We start from the raw sequence: 14,261 nt of genomic DNA on the forward strand, positions 1-14,261 counted from the left end.
CATAAACCCCGCCTACTCCGATGTGCGGGCTTGCCTGCGATGAAGGCGTGTCAATCGGCGGCTCCGGTGACGGATCCTCCGTCAGTCGTCGAAGCCCACCTGCTCATGAATCTCATCCACCTTCAACTCCAGGCGATACGCCACCGCAATGAACAACGCCTGGCACAGGCACAACGTGGCGCTCAAGGAACGGAAGGCAAACGACGAGCCTTCATTGACCAACAGCACTGCGTTCGCGCGCTTGGCCAGGGGCGACAGGTTGCTGTCAGTAATGATCAGGGTCTTGGCCTGGTGGTGCTGGGCGATACGCAGGCAGTGCTGGGTTTCTTTGCCGTAGGGCGTGAAGCTGATGGCGATCACCAGGTCATTGGCGCGCACGCTGCGCATCTGCTCGCGGTAGCTGCCGCCCAGGCCTGAGATCAGGTGGATGCGCTTGTTGGTGTGTTGCAGGTTGTAGACCAGGTAATCGGCCACCGCAAACGAACGGCGCACGCCAACCACGTAGATGTTGTCGGCGTTGACCACCAGGTCGACGGCTTTTTCGAACGCCGCGTCATCCAGTTCCAGGCCCAGGCGCTCGATGCCCGAAAGCGTGGCATTGACACACTCGCGCGCCAGGTCGCCGCCGCTGGCCTTCTGCGACTTGTTGGCGATCATGCTGCGGATGCGCTGCTGATAGTTCTGCACCGGCGTGGTCTTGTGGGTGTACGCCTCGCGAAACAGCGCCTGCATCTCACTGAACCCGCTGAAGCCGAAACGCTGGGAGAACCGCACGATGGCCGACGGATGCACTTCGCATTCGCGGGCGATGTCGCTGATGCGGTCGACCATGATCCGGTCGCTCTGCTGGCTCATGTAGCTGGCGATGCGCTTGAGCTGGCGTGGCAGGCTTTCGTATTCGTCGGTGATCAGCTGCAACAGGCGTTCGGCATTGATCGCAGGGCTGGCGAGAGTGTCTTGGGAAGCGGTCTCGGGCGTGGCCGGCTGATCGGTGCGGGACATGGGCAATCCTTCTGGCGGGTTCATCTGGTGCGCTGATAGTGGGCGCAAGTCTACAGGGTAGGCGCAAAAAAATACCCCGGCATGCGCCAGCGAGTGGGCGGCTGAAACGATGCACTGTCGCTGGCGTGCCCCTATGCTGACGTATTGGAAAAAATATTCTACCAAAAATAATTATGGAATAAATATTGATTGGGCTCGCTGAACGTTCTAGTCTGCTCCCACCAAGAGCGTGTGCCGTCGCCACGGCGGCACAACGCAGGCTGATAAAAATAACAGGAGCCAGCATGGGCCAGACTCGTTTTGCCAGTGGGCGTCAATTGGATCTGATTTGCCTCGGGCGCCTGGGCGTCGACCTCTATGCGCAGCAAGTCGGTGCGCGGCTTGAGGATGTGTCCAGCTTTGCCAAGTACCTCGGCGGTTCTTCCGCCAACATTGCCTTCGGCACCGCGCGCCTGGGCCTCAAGTCGGCGATGTTGAGCCGGGTAGGGGACGACCATATGGGCCGGTTCCTGACGGAATCCCTGGCCCGTGAAGGCTGCGATGTCAGCGGCATCAAGGTCGACCCGCAACGCCTTACCGCGCTGGTGCTGCTGGGCCTCAAGGACCGCGAAACCTTCCCCCTGGTGTTCTACCGCGAAAACTGCGCCGACATGGCCCTGCGCGCCGAAGACATCAGCGAAGCCTTTATCGCCTCGAGCAAGGCCCTGTTGATCACCGGCACGCATTTCTCCACCGACGCTGTGTACAAGGCCAGCGTCCAGGCCCTGGATTACGCGGCCAAACACAATGTCCAGCGCGTGCTCGACATCGACTACCGCCCGGTGCTGTGGGGCCTGGCGGGCAAGGCCGATGGCGAAACCCGGTTTGTCGCCGACCAGAGCGTCAGCCAGCACGTGCAGAGCATCCTGCCGCGCTTCGATCTGATCGTCGGTACTGAAGAAGAGTTCCTGATCGCCGGCGGCAGTGAAGATTTGCTCAGCGCCCTGCGCACCGTCCGTGAACTGACCCCGGCGACCCTGGTGGTCAAGCTCGGCCCGCAGGGCTGCACGGTGATCCACGGCGCGATCCCGGCCCGTTTGGAAGAGGGTGCGATCTACCCCGGCGTGCGCGTTGAAGTGCTTAACGTGCTGGGCGCCGGCGATGCGTTCATGGCGGGCTTTCTCAGCGGCTGGCTGAACGATGCCAGCGACGCGCGATGCAGCCAGTTGGCCAATGCCTGCGGCGGCCTGGTGGTGTCGCGCCACGCCTGCGCACCGGCCATGCCGACGCCGGCCGAACTGGATTACCTGTTCAACAGCCCGGTGCCGATCACCCGTCCCGATCAAGACGTGACCCTGCAGCGCCTGCATCGGGTCACGGTGCCACGCAAGGCCTGGAAGCAACTGTTCGTGTTCGCCTTCGACCACCGCTGGCAATTGGTCGACCTGGCGCAACGCGGCGGCCAGGACCCGAGCCGCATCAGCACGATCAAGCAGCTGTTTATCCAGGCCGTCGAACGCGTGGAGAAGAAGCTGCGCGGGCAGGGCGTCGAGGCCGATGTCGGTTTGCTCGCCGACCAGCGCTTCGGCCAGGATGCGCTCAACGCCGCCAGCGGTCGCGGCTGGTGGATCGCACGCCCGGTGGAGGTGCAGAACTCGCGGCCCCTGGCGTTCGAACACGGCCGCTCGATCGGCAGCAACCTGATCGCCTGGCCCCAGGAGCAAATCATCAAATGCCTGGTGCAATACCACCCCGATGACGAACCGCTGCTGCGCCTGGAACAGGAAGCGCAACTCAAGGCGGTGTACGAGGCTTCGCTGGTCAGCGGGCATGAACTGTTGCTGGAAGTCATCCCGCCCAAGGATCACCCCTCGACCTACCCCGATGTGCTCTACCGCAGCCTCAAGCGCCTGTACAACCTGGGTATCTACCCGGCGTGGTGGAAAATCGAGGCACAGTCGGCCGAGGACTGGACAAAACTCGACGAACTGATCGAGGAACGCGACCCGTACTGCCGCGGCGTGGTGCTGCTGGGCCTGAATGCCTCGGCCGAGTGCCTGGCCGAGGGCTTCCGCCAAGCCAGCCAGAGTCGCACCTGCCGTGGTTTTGCCGTGGGACGCACGATTTTCCAGGAGCCGAGTCGCGCGTGGATGGCGGGGGAGATTGATGACGAGACCCTGATCCGCCAAGTCCGGGCCACTTTCGAGCAATTGATCAGTGCCTGGTGCAGTGCCAGAGGCTGAACGAAGTTCTTAATTTGAAATGTAATCCAATGTGGGAGGGAGCTTGCTCCCGAAGGCAGTGTGTCAGGCAACACTTCTGTAACTGCACCACCGCCATCGGGAGCAAGCTCCCTCCCACATAATGCAGATCTCAGTGATACCTGAAAATAATAAAGGTGCAGCCATGCCCGCAATCCGAATTGGCATCAACCCGATCTCCTGGAGCAACGACGACCTGCCGGCCCTGGGCGGCGAAACGCCCCTGAGCACGGCGTTGAGCGAAGGCAAGCAGATCGGCTACGAGGGTTTTGAACTCAACGGCAAATTCCCCAAGGACGCCAAGGGCGTCGCCGATGTGTTGCGCCCCTACAACCTGGCGCTGGTCTCCGGTTGGTACTCCAGCCGTCTGGCCCAGCGGTCGGTGGCGGAGGAAATCGAAGCCATCGCCGCTCACGTCGAGTTGCTCAAACACAATGGCGCCACGGTGTTGGTCTACGGCGAAGTGGCCGATTCGATCCAGGGCTCCCGCATCCGCCTGATCGAGCGCCCGCGTTTCCACAGTGAGCAGGCCTGGCAGGACTACGCCGACAAGCTCACCGAACTGGCGCGCTTTACCCTGTCCCAGGGCGTGCGCCTGGCCTACCACCACCATATGGGCGCCTATGTCGAATCGCCGGAGGACATCGATCAACTGATGCGCCGCACCGGCCCCGAAGTCGGCCTGCTGTTCGATTCGGGCCATTGCTACATGGGTGGCGGCGAACCCCTCGACGTACTGCGCAAGCACATCGACCGCGTGTGCCATGTGCATTTCAAGGACGTGCGCAAAGCAGTGGTGCAACTGGCGCGCAACCAGATGTGGAGCTTCCCCGACTGCATCGTCAACGGCACCTTCACCGTGCCGGGTGACGGCGATATCGACTTTGCCGCGTTGCTCGACGTGCTGCTGGCCGCGCATTACCGAGGCTGGCTGGTGGTCGAAGCCGAGCAGGACCCGGCTGTCGCGCCGAGCTATATCTATGCGAAAAAAGGTTATGACACCTTGCGTGCGCTGCTGAACGAGAGGACGGGGCAATGAGCTTGCTGGTCAAGAGCAATAAGCGCGGGCAAACCATGGTCGCCCTCGAAGCGGGCCGCCTGGCCTACGTCGGCTTTGCCGCCTACCGCCTGAGCCTGGGCGAAACCCTGCCAGTCACGGCCGGCGACCAGGAGCTGTGCCTGGTGCTGCTCAGCGGCCGGGTGACGATCGAAGGCGAGGGGTTCAACTGGCAGAACCTCGGCGATCGTCAGTCGGTGTTTGAAGACAAATCGCCCTTTGCCGCTTACCTGCCGCCGGGCACCGACGCCCAGGTGACGGCATTGAGCGACGTGCAGCTCGCGGTCTGCGCCGCGCCTGGCGCGACGGGTTTCGCGCCGCGCTTGATCCGCCCCGAACAGTGCAAGCGCAGCGTGCGCGGCAAAGGCGCCAACACCCGTTACGTGTGCGACATCCTGCCCGACAGCGAGCCCGCCCACTCCCTGCTGGTGGTGGAAGTCCGCACGCCGTCCGGGCATTCGTCGAGCTACCCGCCGCACAAGCACGACACCGACGACCTGCCGCACCAGAGCTTTCTCGAAGAGACCTATTACCACCAGGTCAACCCGCCCCAGGGCTTCGTGTTCCAGCGGGTGTACACCGACGACCGCAGCATCGATGAGGCCATGGCCGTGGAAAACAGCGACCTGGTGGTGGTGCCCAAGGGGTACCACCCGGTGAGCGTGCCGTATGGCTACGAGTCCTACTACCTCAACGTAATGGCCGGCCCCAAGCGCGCCTGGCATTTTCATAACGACCCGCAGCACAGCTGGCTGCTGGACCTTTAAGGGGCGCGACATGACCACCACTCGTTTGACCATGGCCCAGGCCCTGGTGAAATTTCTGGATAACCAATACATCGAAGTCGATGGTGTGCAGAGCAAGTTCGTGGCCGGGGTGTTCACCATTTTCGGCCACGGCAACGTGCTCGGCCTGGGTCAGGCGCTGGAGCAGGACAGCGGCGACCTGGTGGTGCATCAGGGCCGCAACGAGCAAGGCATGGCCCACGCCGCCATCGGGTTTGCCAAACAGCACCTGCGCCGCAAGATCTACGCGTGTACCGCATCGGTCGGCCCGGGGGCGGCGAATATGCTGACCGCTGCCGCGACTGCCACGGCCAACCGCATTCCGTTGCTGCTATTGCCTGGCGATGTCTACGCCAGCCGCCAGCCCGACCCGGTGCTGCAACAGATCGAGCAGTTCCATGACCTGAGCATCAGCACCAACGACGCCTTCCGTTCGGTGAGCAAATACTGGGACCGCATCAACCGCCCCGAGCAATTGATGAGCGCGGCGATCCACGCCATGCGCGTGCTCACCGACCCGGCCGAAACCGGTGCCGTCACCCTGGCGCTGCCGCAGGACGTGCAAGCCGAGGCCTGGGATTACCCGGATTACTTCCTGCAAAAACGTGTCCATCGCCTCGACCGGCGCCCGCCCACCGAGGCGATGATCGGCGATGCTGTGGCGACCTTCGAGGGCAAGCGCAAGCCGTTGATCATCTGCGGCGGCGGGGTCAAGTACTCCGGGGCGAATGCGGCCCTGCAGGCATTTGCCGAACGCTTCGAGATGCCCTTCGCCGAAACCCAGGCGGGCAAGAGCGCGGTGCTGTCCAGCCATCCGCTGAACGTCGGCGGGATCGGCGAAACCGGCTGCCTGGCCGCGAACCTGTTGGCCGCCGAGGCCGACCTGATCATCGGGATCGGCACGCGCTACACCGATTTCACCACGTCGTCGAAGTCGTTGTTCAAGCACGCCGAGGTGCGGTTCCTCAACCTCAACATCAGCCCCGGCGATGCGTTGAAACTCGATGGCGTGCAAGTGCTGGCGGATGCACGAGTCGCCCTAGAGGCATTGGCCGCAGCGCTGGGCGATTATCGCGCCGGTTGGGGCGAGCAGGTGCGCGATGCCAGGGCGCAACTGGATGCTGAAGTCGACCGGGTGCATCAGTTGGAATACGCCGGTGACGACTTCGTCCCCGAGGTCGACGACCACCTCGACCGCGGCGTGCTGCGCGAATTTATCGAGCTGACCGGTTCGTGCCTGACCCAAAGCCGGGTCCTCGGCGTGCTCAACCAGGCGCTGGCCGACGACGCGATCATCGTCGCCGCCGCCGGCAGCCTGCCCGGCGACCTGCAGCGCAGCTGGCGCAGCAAGGGCGTCAACACTTACCACGTCGAGTACGGTTATTCGTGCATGGGCTACGAGATCAACGCCGCCCTCGGCGTGAAACTCGCCGAGCCGACGCGCGAGGTCTATGCGCTGGTCGGTGATGGCTCCTACATGATGCTGCACTCGGAGCTGGCCACCTCGATCCAGGAGCGCCGCAAGATCAACGTGGTGCTGCTGGACAACATGGCTTTCGGTTGCATCAACAACCTGCAGATCGGCAACGGCATGGACAGCTTCGGCACCGAGTTCCGCTACCGCAACCCCGAGAGCGGCAAGCTCGACGGCGGCCTGGTGCCGGTGGATTTCGCCATGAGTGCGGCGGCCTACGGTTGCAAGACTTACAAGGTCAGCAGCGTCGAACAGCTCGAAGCGGCGCTGGCCGATGCGCGCACGCAAACGGTGTCGACGCTGATCGATATCAAGGTGCTGCCCAAGACCATGATCCACGGCTACCTGTCGTGGTGGCGGGTGGGTGTGGCGCAGGTCTCCACCAGCGAACGCACCAACGCGGCGGCGAAAAAACTCAATGAACAGCTGGCCAAGGCCCGGCAGTACTAATAACAAGAGGAGTGAATGTATGTCGTTGAAGCTGGGTGTTATCGGTACGGGCGCTATCGGCCGGGACCATATTCGTCGTTGCAGCCAGACCTTGCTCAACAGCCAGGTGGTGGCGGTGACCGACATCGACCTGGAGCAGGCCGCCAAGGTGGTGGCGGATCTGAAACTGGACGCCGAGGTGTATCCGGACGGCCATGCGCTGATCCGTTCGCCTCAGGTCGAAGCCATTCTCGTCACTTCCTGGGGCCCGAGCCATGAGGCATTCGTGCTCGCCGCCATCGAGGCGGGCAAACCGGTGTTCTGCGAAAAACCCCTGGCGGTCACCGCCGAAGGCTGTCGCAGGATCGTCGAGGCTGAAGTGGCGCACGGCAAGCGACTGGTGCAAGTGGGCTTCATGCGCCCCTATGACGAAGGTTATCGCGCCCTCAAAGCGGTGATCGACAGCGGCCGGATCGGCGAGCCGCTGATGCTGCACTGCGCGCACCGCAACCCGCGGGTGGGCGAGAACTACAAGACCGACATGGCGATCACCGACTCCCTGATCCACGAGCTGGACGTGTTGCGTTGGCTGCTCGACGACGACTATGTGTCGGTGCAAGTGGTGTTCCCGCGCAAGACCAGCAAGGCCCTGGCCCATCTGCGCGATCCGCAGATCGTGCTGCTGGAAACCGCCAAGGGCACGCGCATCGATGTGGAAGTGTTTGTGAACTGCCAGTACGGCTACGACATTCAGTGCGAAGTGGTGGGGGAGACCGGTATCGCCAAGCTGCCGGAACCGTCGCAGGTGCAATTGCGCAGCGAAGCCAAACTGTCCAATGCGATTCTGATGGACTGGAAAGACCGCTTTATCGGCGCCTATGACGTCGAGTTGCAGGCGTTCATCGACAGCGTGCGCGCCGGGCAAGTGGGCGGGCCGTCGGCGTGGGATGGGTTTGCGGCGGCGGTCGCGGCGGATGCGTGTATCGAGGCCCAAGGCAGTGGGCAAATTGTCCAGGTCAGCCTGCCTGAGCGTCCGCGCTTCTACGGCTGACACTCGGTCAATGTGGTAGGGGGCTTGCCCCCGATAGCAGTGGGTCAGCTAATGAATCTGGATCTGATCCACCGCCATCGGGGGCAAGCCCCCACCCACAGTTGGATTGGGTGTGCACTTCAATGAAGGAGTGAATGTATGCGAATTGGACTAGTCGGCTATGGCCACGGAGGGCGCTTCTTTCATGCGCCACTGACTGCAACCCTGCCTTCTACGGCTAACACTCGGTCAATGTGGGAGAGGGCTTGCCCCCCCCACAGTTGGATTGGGTGTGCACTTCAATGAAGGAGTGAATGTATGCGAATTGGACTGGTCGGCTATGGCCACGGAGGGCGCTTCTTTCATGCGCCACTGACTGCAACCCTGCCTTCTACGGCTAACACTCGGTCAATGTGGGAGGGGGCTTGCCCCCGATAGCAGTGGGTCAGCTAATGAATCTGGATCTGATCCACCGCCATCGGGGGCAAGCCCCCTCCCACAGTTGGATTGGGTGTGCACTTCAATAAAGGAGTGAATGTATGCGAATCGGACTGGTCGGCTATGGCCACGGAGGGCGCTTCTTTCATGCGCCACTGACTGCAACCCTGCCTTCTGCGGCTAACACTCGGTCAATGTGGGAGAGGGCTTGCCCCCCCCCACAGTTGGATTGGGTGTGCACTTCAATGAAGGAGTGAATGTATGCGAATTGGACTAGTCGGCTATGGCCACGGAGGGCGCTTCTTTCATGCGCCACTGACTGCAACCCTGCCTTCTACGGCTAACACTCGGTCAATGTGGGAGAGGGCTTGCCCCCGATAGCGGTGGGTCAGCTAATGAATCTGGATCTGATCCACCGCCATCGGGGGCAAGCCCCCTCCCACAGTTGGATTGGGTGTGCACTTCAATAAAGGAGTGAATGTATGCGAATTGGACTAGTCGGCTATGGCCACGGAGGGCGCTTCTTTCATGCGCCACTGATTGCAACCCTGCCCGGCGCTACTTTTGTTGGTGTGGTGACTCGTTCACCCGAGCGCCGTCAGCAATTGAGCACTGATCTTCCAGGGGTTAAAGCCTTTGACAGCATCGGCCAGATCGTCGAGGCCGGCGTTGACGCCCTGGTGATTTCCACCACGCTTAAAGGTCGCCCTGCGCTGGTGCTGGAGGCCATCGAGCACGGCGTCGCCGTGGTCAGCGATAAACCTTTCGCCGCCAACGCCGAGCAGGCCCGGGTGCTGATCACCGCGGCTGAACGCCAGGGCGTGTTGCTCAGCGTCTACCAGAACCGGCGCTGGGATTCGGATTTCCTGACCTTGCGCAAACTGATCGACGCCGGCGCCCTCGGCGCTGTCACCCGGTTTGAATCCCGCGTCGAGCGTTTCAGCCCGCAATCGGTGGGCAATGCCAGCGGCGGCGGCTGGCTGCGCGACCTGGGCAGCCATCTGGTGGATCAGGCGCTGCAACTGTTCGGCCCGGTGGATCGGGTTTTCGCGCAACTGCACTACAGCGCCGAACACCCCAGCATCGACCACGGCTTCTTTGTCTCCCTGACCCACGCCAACGGGGTGATTTCCCACCTGTGGGGCAACGCCTTGCAGAACAGCCCGGCACCGCGCTTGCGGGTCAGCGGCACCCTGGGTTGCTACACCGTCGACGGGTTGGACGGCCAGGAAGACGCACTGATGGCCGGCAAGTCGCCCAAAACCGAGGGCGAGCACTGGGGGGCCGAGGAGCACCGCCGCTGGGGCTGGTTCGAACAAGGCCCCGAGCGCGAGCGTGTGCCGTCGGAAAAAGGCTGCTGGACCCAGTTCTATCGCCAGTGGCAGGCTGCCGTGCAAGGGCAGGGGCCGCTGCCGGTGGACGCCTACGAGGCGCTGGAAACCACAAGGATATTGGACGCCGCACGCCTGAGCGCCGAGCGCCAGCAGGTGGTTTCGACAAAAATAGAATAAAATTCTAAAACAGGTTGATATAGAAATTATTTTCCAATAAAGTCTTTTCCAGGTTGCATAAAGTACGTTCCGGACTCGATCCCGACGACTCAACAAAAACAAGATCAAAAACAACCAGGTACCGTCAGATGAAAATCTTCAACGCTGTACTGCGAGTTTTACGCCCAGCCCTTGCGCCACGCGGTCTGCCCCGCACCCGGCCGTTTTACTTCTCCTTCCTCAACGTGCTGTGCGTCGAAAACCAAGGCGCCCTGGTGTGCTGCATTCCGGGAGCACCGCTCGTCCGCCTGCCGTCATCCTCGCTCTGAAAAACGCAACGTCCAAAAAACCAACAAGAAAGTGGAGACAGACCGTTCATGAAGACCCCGATCCGTTTTACCGCGCTGGCGTTGTCCCTGCTGCTGGCCAGCGGTTTTGCCATGGCTGCCGATCTGAAGATCGGCGTGAGCATGTCGCAGTTCGATGACACCTACCTGACCAATGTGCGTGAATTCATGGACAAGCAAGCCAAGGCCTACCCCAAGGGCGATGGCGTGCAACTGCAGTTCGAAGACGCGCGCGCCGACGTGGTCAAGCAATTGAGCCAGGTCGAGAACTTCATCAGCCAGAAGGTCGACGCGATCATCGTCAACCCGGTGGACACGGCGTCCACGGCGCGGATCAGCAAGTCGGCGCTCGAAGCGGGTATTCCGCTGGTCTATGTCAACCGCCGACCTGACCAGAAAGACCTGCCCAAAGGCGTGGCGGCCGTGACCTCCGATGATGAAGAGGCCGGCAGGCTGCAAATGCAGTACATCGCCGAAAAACTGGGGGGCAAGGGCAAGGTGGTGATCCTGCTCGGTGACCTGGCAAACAACTCCACCACCAACCGGACCAAGGGCATCAAAGAAGTCCTGGCCAAGTACCCGCAGATCAAGATCGAGCAGGAACAGACCGGCATCTGGCTGCGTGACCGCGGGATGACCCTGGTCAACGACTGGTTGACCCAGGGCCGCGAATTCAATGCCGTGCTGGCCAACAACGACGAAATGGCGATTGGCGCGGCCATGGCGTTGAAGTCGGCCGGCACCAAGCCGGGCAGCGTCTTGATTGCAGGGGTCGACGGCACGCCGGACGGCTTGAATGCGATCACCAAGGGCGAAATGACCGTGTCGGTGTTCCAGGATGCCAAGGGCCAGGCAGTCGGCTCGGTGGAGGCGGCGCGCAAGATGGCGAAGAAGGAAGCGATCGAGCAGAACATTGTCATCCCGTTCAAGCTGATCACCCCGGACAACGTCAAAGACTTCAAGTAGCCCTTACATCACAACAATAAGCCGGCAGGGCGGTCGTGCCCGCCCTGTCGATGGAGTACCGCCCTATGCTTGCTCAAGCCACTGTCTCGCAGCCGCCCGGTATCCAGCCGTCGCTGCTGGAAGAACCGTATCTGCTGGAAATCCTCAACATCAGCAAAGGCTTTCCCGGTGTGGTGGCCCTGGCCGATGTACAACTGCGTGTGCGCCCAGGCTCGGTGCTGGCGCTGATGGGCGAGAACGGCGCGGGCAAGTCGACCCTGATGAAAATCATCGCCGGCATCTACCAGCCCGACGCCGGGGAAATCCGCCTGCGCGGCAAGCCGATTGTGTTTGAGACGCCGCTGGCCGCGCAAAAGGCCGGGATCGCGATGATCCACCAGGAACTCAACCTGATGCCGCACATGAGCATCGCCGAGAATATCTGGATCGGCCGCGAGCAGCTCAACAGCCTGCGCATGGTCAACCACCGCGAAATGCACCGCTGCACCGCCCAATTGCTCGCCCGCCTGCGCATCAACCTCGACCCCGAGGAGCAGGTGGGCAACCTGAGCATCGCCGAGCGGCAGATGGTCGAGATTGCCAAGGCGGTGTCCTACGATTCCGACATCCTGATCATGGATGAGCCGACGTCCGCCATCACCGAGAAGGAAGTTGCCCACCTGTTTTCGATCATTGCCGACCTCAAGGCCCAGGGCAAAGGCATCGTCTACATCACGCACAAGATGAATGAAGTGTTCGCCATCGCCGATGAAGTGGCGGTGTTTCGCGACGGCCAGTACATCGGCCTGCAGCGCGCCGACAGCATGAACAGCGACAGCCTGATCTCGATGATGGTCGGCCGTGAACTGAGCCAGTTGTTCCCGGTGCGCGAAACGCCCATCGGCGAGTTGCTGTTGTCGGTGCGCGACCTGGGCCTGGACGGCGTGTTCAACAACGTCTCGTTCGACCTGCATGCCGGCGAGATCCTCGGCATCGCCGGGCTGATGGGTTCGGGCCGCACCAACGTGGCGGAAACCCTTTTCGGCATCAGCCCAAGCACTCGTGGGCAGATAACCCTCGATGGCAAGGCGCTGCGTATCACCGACCCGCACATGGCCATCGACAAAGGCTTTGCGCTGTTGACCGAAGACCGCAAGCTCAGCGGGCTGTTCCCGTGCCTGTCGGTCCTGGAAAACATGGAAATGGCGGTGTTGCCGCATTACTCGGGCAACGGGTTTATCCAGCAGAAAGCCCTGCGTGCGCTGTGCGAAGACATGTGCAAGAAGCTGCGGGTGAAAACCCCGTCCCTGGAGCAATGCATCGACACCTTGTCTGGCGGCAATCAGCAGAAAGCCCTGCTGGCGCGCTGGCTGATGACCAACCCGCGCCTGCTGATCCTCGACGAGCCGACCCGTGGCATCGATGTCGGCGCCAAGGCCGAGATCTACCGTTTGATTGCGTTCCTCGCCAGCGAGGGCATGGCGGTGATCATGATTTCCTCGGAGCTGCCTGAAGTGCTGGGTATGAGCGACCGGGTGATGGTGATGCATTGAAGGCGAACTGATGGGCACCCTGGACCGTGCAGACGCGACCCAGGAAAAAGTCATGCAGCTGGCCTCCGGTATGACCGCGGTCCACTGACGAACAGCCGCGCGGGCCTGCGGTTGGCCTGCGCCATAGAATAAAAAGGTGATTGGCTATGAACGCAATAACAGACAACAAGCCTGCCACGGCAGCGGTCAAGCACCGTCGGCGCTTGCCCACCGAGCTGAGCATCTTCCTGGTGTTGATCGGCATCGGCCTGGTGTTTGAGCTGTTTGGCTGGATCGTGCGAGACCAGAGCTTCCTGATGAACTCCCAGCGCCTGGTGCTGATGATCCTGCAAGTGTCGATCATCGGCCTGCTGGCCATCGGTGTGACCCAGGTGATCATCACCACCGGGATCGACTTGTCTTCCGGCTCGGTCTTGGCATTATCGGCGATGATCGCTGCCAGTCTTGCGCAAACATCTGATTTTTCCCGTGCGGTGTTTCCGTCCCTGACCGACCTGCCGGTGTGGATTCCGGTGGTGGCGGGGCTCGGCGTGGGGCTGCTGGCGGGCGCGATCAACGGCAGCATTATCGCGGTGACCGGTATCCCGCCGTTTATCGCAACGCTGGGGATGATGGTGTCGGCCCGTGGCCTGGCGCGTTACTACACCGAAGGCCAGCCAGTGAGCATGCTCTCGGATTCCTACACGGCCATCGGGCATGGCGCGATGCCGGTGATCATCTTTCTGGTGGTGGCGGTGATCTTCCATATCGCCCTGCGCTACACCAAGTACGGTAAGTACACCTACGCCATCGGCGGCAATATGCAGGCGGCGCGCACCTCGGGGATCAACGTCAAGCGCCACCTGATCATCGTCTACAGCATCGCCGGGCTCCTGGCGGGTCTGGCCGGTGTGGTGGCCTCGGCGCGTGCCGCCACCGGCCAGGCCGGCATGGGCATGTCCTACGAACTGGATGCGATTGCCGCCGCGGTGATCGGCGGCACCAGCCTGGCCGGCGGAGTAGGGCGCATCACCGGCACCGTGATCGGCGCGCTGATCCTTGGGGTGATGGCCAGCGGGTTTACCTTTGTCGGGGTCGACGCGTATATCCAGGACATCATCAAGGGCCTGATTATCGTGGCGGCGGTGGTGATCGACCAATATCGCAACAAGCGCAAGCTAAAACGCTGACGCAGTGCAAAATGTGGGAGGGGCCTGCCCCCTCCCACATTCAGGCCTGTATTCGTCAGATCCAACCGTTTGTCTTCTATATAGCTCCACAACACTGAATTTCTTGCTATAAACGCACTCCGATGACCATTCGCCAAGCCCGTCCTGGTGCCTTTGGGGGTTATCTTGGAAAAAATGCCTGTCTTTTCAGTTGCTGCGCCCTCAAGTCGGCCTTAGACTGCCGCCCCTCGTAAATTGAGTGCCGGGTGGCGCTTGGAATGGATGGCGCCTTTCCGAGACCTGCAGAGGTTGACCGGAACGCT

General features: G+C 61.9%; 10 protein-coding genes and 1 pseudogene. 10 read left to right on the forward strand and 1 reads right to left on the reverse strand.

Features of this window, described 5'->3' with window-relative positions; translation table 11 throughout:
- Nucleotides 1-81: 81 nt before the first annotated feature.
- Entirely contained in the window at nt 82-1,002 is a 921-nt protein-coding gene (locus tag ACVWZP_RS03420; protein WP_017846562.1) for a MurR/RpiR family transcriptional regulator, read from the reverse strand.
- Nucleotides 1,003-1,286: 284 nt separating this feature from the next.
- On the opposite strand from ACVWZP_RS03420, the gene ACVWZP_RS03425 reads away from it, so the two are divergent.
- From ACVWZP_RS03425 to ACVWZP_RS03470, 10 genes and pseudogenes are all read left to right on the forward strand, one after another.
- Entirely contained in the window at nt 1,287-3,224 is a 1,938-nt protein-coding gene (locus ACVWZP_RS03425) for a bifunctional 5-dehydro-2-deoxygluconokinase/5-dehydro-2-deoxyphosphogluconate aldolase (protein WP_457369371.1), read from the forward strand.
- Between the two features lie 163 nt (nt 3,225-3,387).
- Nucleotides 3,388-4,281 carry a myo-inosose-2 dehydratase gene (gene iolE / locus ACVWZP_RS03430; protein WP_457369372.1) on the forward strand — a complete coding sequence of 298 codons (894 nt, stop codon included), beginning with the start codon at nt 3,388-3,390 and terminating at the stop codon, nt 4,279-4,281.
- Nucleotides 4,278-5,066: a 5-deoxy-glucuronate isomerase gene (gene iolB / locus ACVWZP_RS03435; protein WP_017846559.1), complete on the forward strand. Its 789-nt coding sequence runs from the start codon at nt 4,278-4,280 to the stop codon at nt 5,064-5,066. Before iolE ends, iolB begins: the two co-directional genes overlap by 4 nt.
- Before the next feature lie 10 nt (nt 5,067-5,076).
- Nucleotides 5,077-7,008 (forward strand): 3D-(3,5/4)-trihydroxycyclohexane-1,2-dione acylhydrolase (decyclizing), encoded by a 1,932-nt coding sequence (gene iolD / locus ACVWZP_RS03440; protein ID WP_288082150.1) that lies wholly within the window; start codon nt 5,077-5,079, stop codon nt 7,006-7,008.
- A gap of 19 nt (nt 7,009-7,027) precedes the next feature.
- Nucleotides 7,028-8,038, forward strand: a complete 1,011-nt coding sequence (locus ACVWZP_RS03445; protein WP_457369373.1) for a Gfo/Idh/MocA family protein — start codon at nt 7,028-7,030, stop codon at nt 8,036-8,038.
- 899 nt (nt 8,039-8,937) lie between these two features.
- On the forward strand, nt 8,938-9,966 hold the full coding sequence (locus tag ACVWZP_RS03450; protein ID WP_057004688.1) for a Gfo/Idh/MocA family protein: 1,029 nt from the start codon (nt 8,938-8,940) through the stop codon (nt 9,964-9,966).
- A gap of 128 nt (nt 9,967-10,094) precedes the next feature.
- A complete protein-coding gene (locus ACVWZP_RS03455; RefSeq protein WP_079444050.1) occupies nt 10,095-10,274 on the forward strand; it encodes a hypothetical protein in 180 nt (59 codons plus the stop codon).
- Between the two features lie 48 nt (nt 10,275-10,322).
- Nucleotides 10,323-11,258: a sugar ABC transporter substrate-binding protein gene (locus ACVWZP_RS03460; protein ID WP_057004687.1), complete on the forward strand. Its 936-nt coding sequence runs from the start codon at nt 10,323-10,325 to the stop codon at nt 11,256-11,258.
- Nucleotides 11,259-11,323: 65 nt separating this feature from the next.
- A pseudogene (locus tag ACVWZP_RS03465) lies at nt 11,324-12,878 on the forward strand (sugar ABC transporter ATP-binding protein).
- 58 nt (nt 12,879-12,936) lie between these two features.
- Nucleotides 12,937-13,959, forward strand: coding sequence for an ABC transporter permease (locus ACVWZP_RS03470; protein WP_017846553.1), 1,023 nt, complete (start codon nt 12,937-12,939; stop codon nt 13,957-13,959).
- The last annotated feature ends 302 nt before the right edge of the window (nt 13,960-14,261 follow it).

This window comes from Pseudomonas sp. TE36184, from assembly GCF_054060055.1.

What these genes read in the sequence shown, in the direction of transcription:
- ACVWZP_RS03420 (WP_017846562.1), bottom strand. Translation starts at nt 1,002, where the DNA reads ATGTCCCGCACCGATCAGCCGGCCACGCCCGAGACCGCTTCCCAAGAC.
- ACVWZP_RS03425 (WP_457369371.1), top strand. Translation starts at nt 1,287, where the DNA reads ATGGGCCAGACTCGTTTTGCCAGTGGGCGTCAATTGGATCTGATTTGC.
- iolE (WP_457369372.1), top strand. Translation starts at nt 3,388, where the DNA reads ATGCCCGCAATCCGAATTGGCATCAACCCGATCTCCTGGAGCAACGAC.
- iolB (WP_017846559.1), top strand. Translation starts at nt 4,278, where the DNA reads ATGAGCTTGCTGGTCAAGAGCAATAAGCGCGGGCAAACCATGGTCGCC.
- iolD (WP_288082150.1), top strand. Translation starts at nt 5,077, where the DNA reads ATGACCACCACTCGTTTGACCATGGCCCAGGCCCTGGTGAAATTTCTG.
- ACVWZP_RS03445 (WP_457369373.1), top strand. Translation starts at nt 7,028, where the DNA reads ATGTCGTTGAAGCTGGGTGTTATCGGTACGGGCGCTATCGGCCGGGAC.
- ACVWZP_RS03450 (WP_057004688.1), top strand. Translation starts at nt 8,938, where the DNA reads ATGCGAATTGGACTAGTCGGCTATGGCCACGGAGGGCGCTTCTTTCAT.
- ACVWZP_RS03455 (WP_079444050.1), top strand. Translation starts at nt 10,095, where the DNA reads ATGAAAATCTTCAACGCTGTACTGCGAGTTTTACGCCCAGCCCTTGCG.
- ACVWZP_RS03460 (WP_057004687.1), top strand. Translation starts at nt 10,323, where the DNA reads ATGAAGACCCCGATCCGTTTTACCGCGCTGGCGTTGTCCCTGCTGCTG.
- ACVWZP_RS03470 (WP_017846553.1), top strand. Translation starts at nt 12,937, where the DNA reads ATGAACGCAATAACAGACAACAAGCCTGCCACGGCAGCGGTCAAGCAC.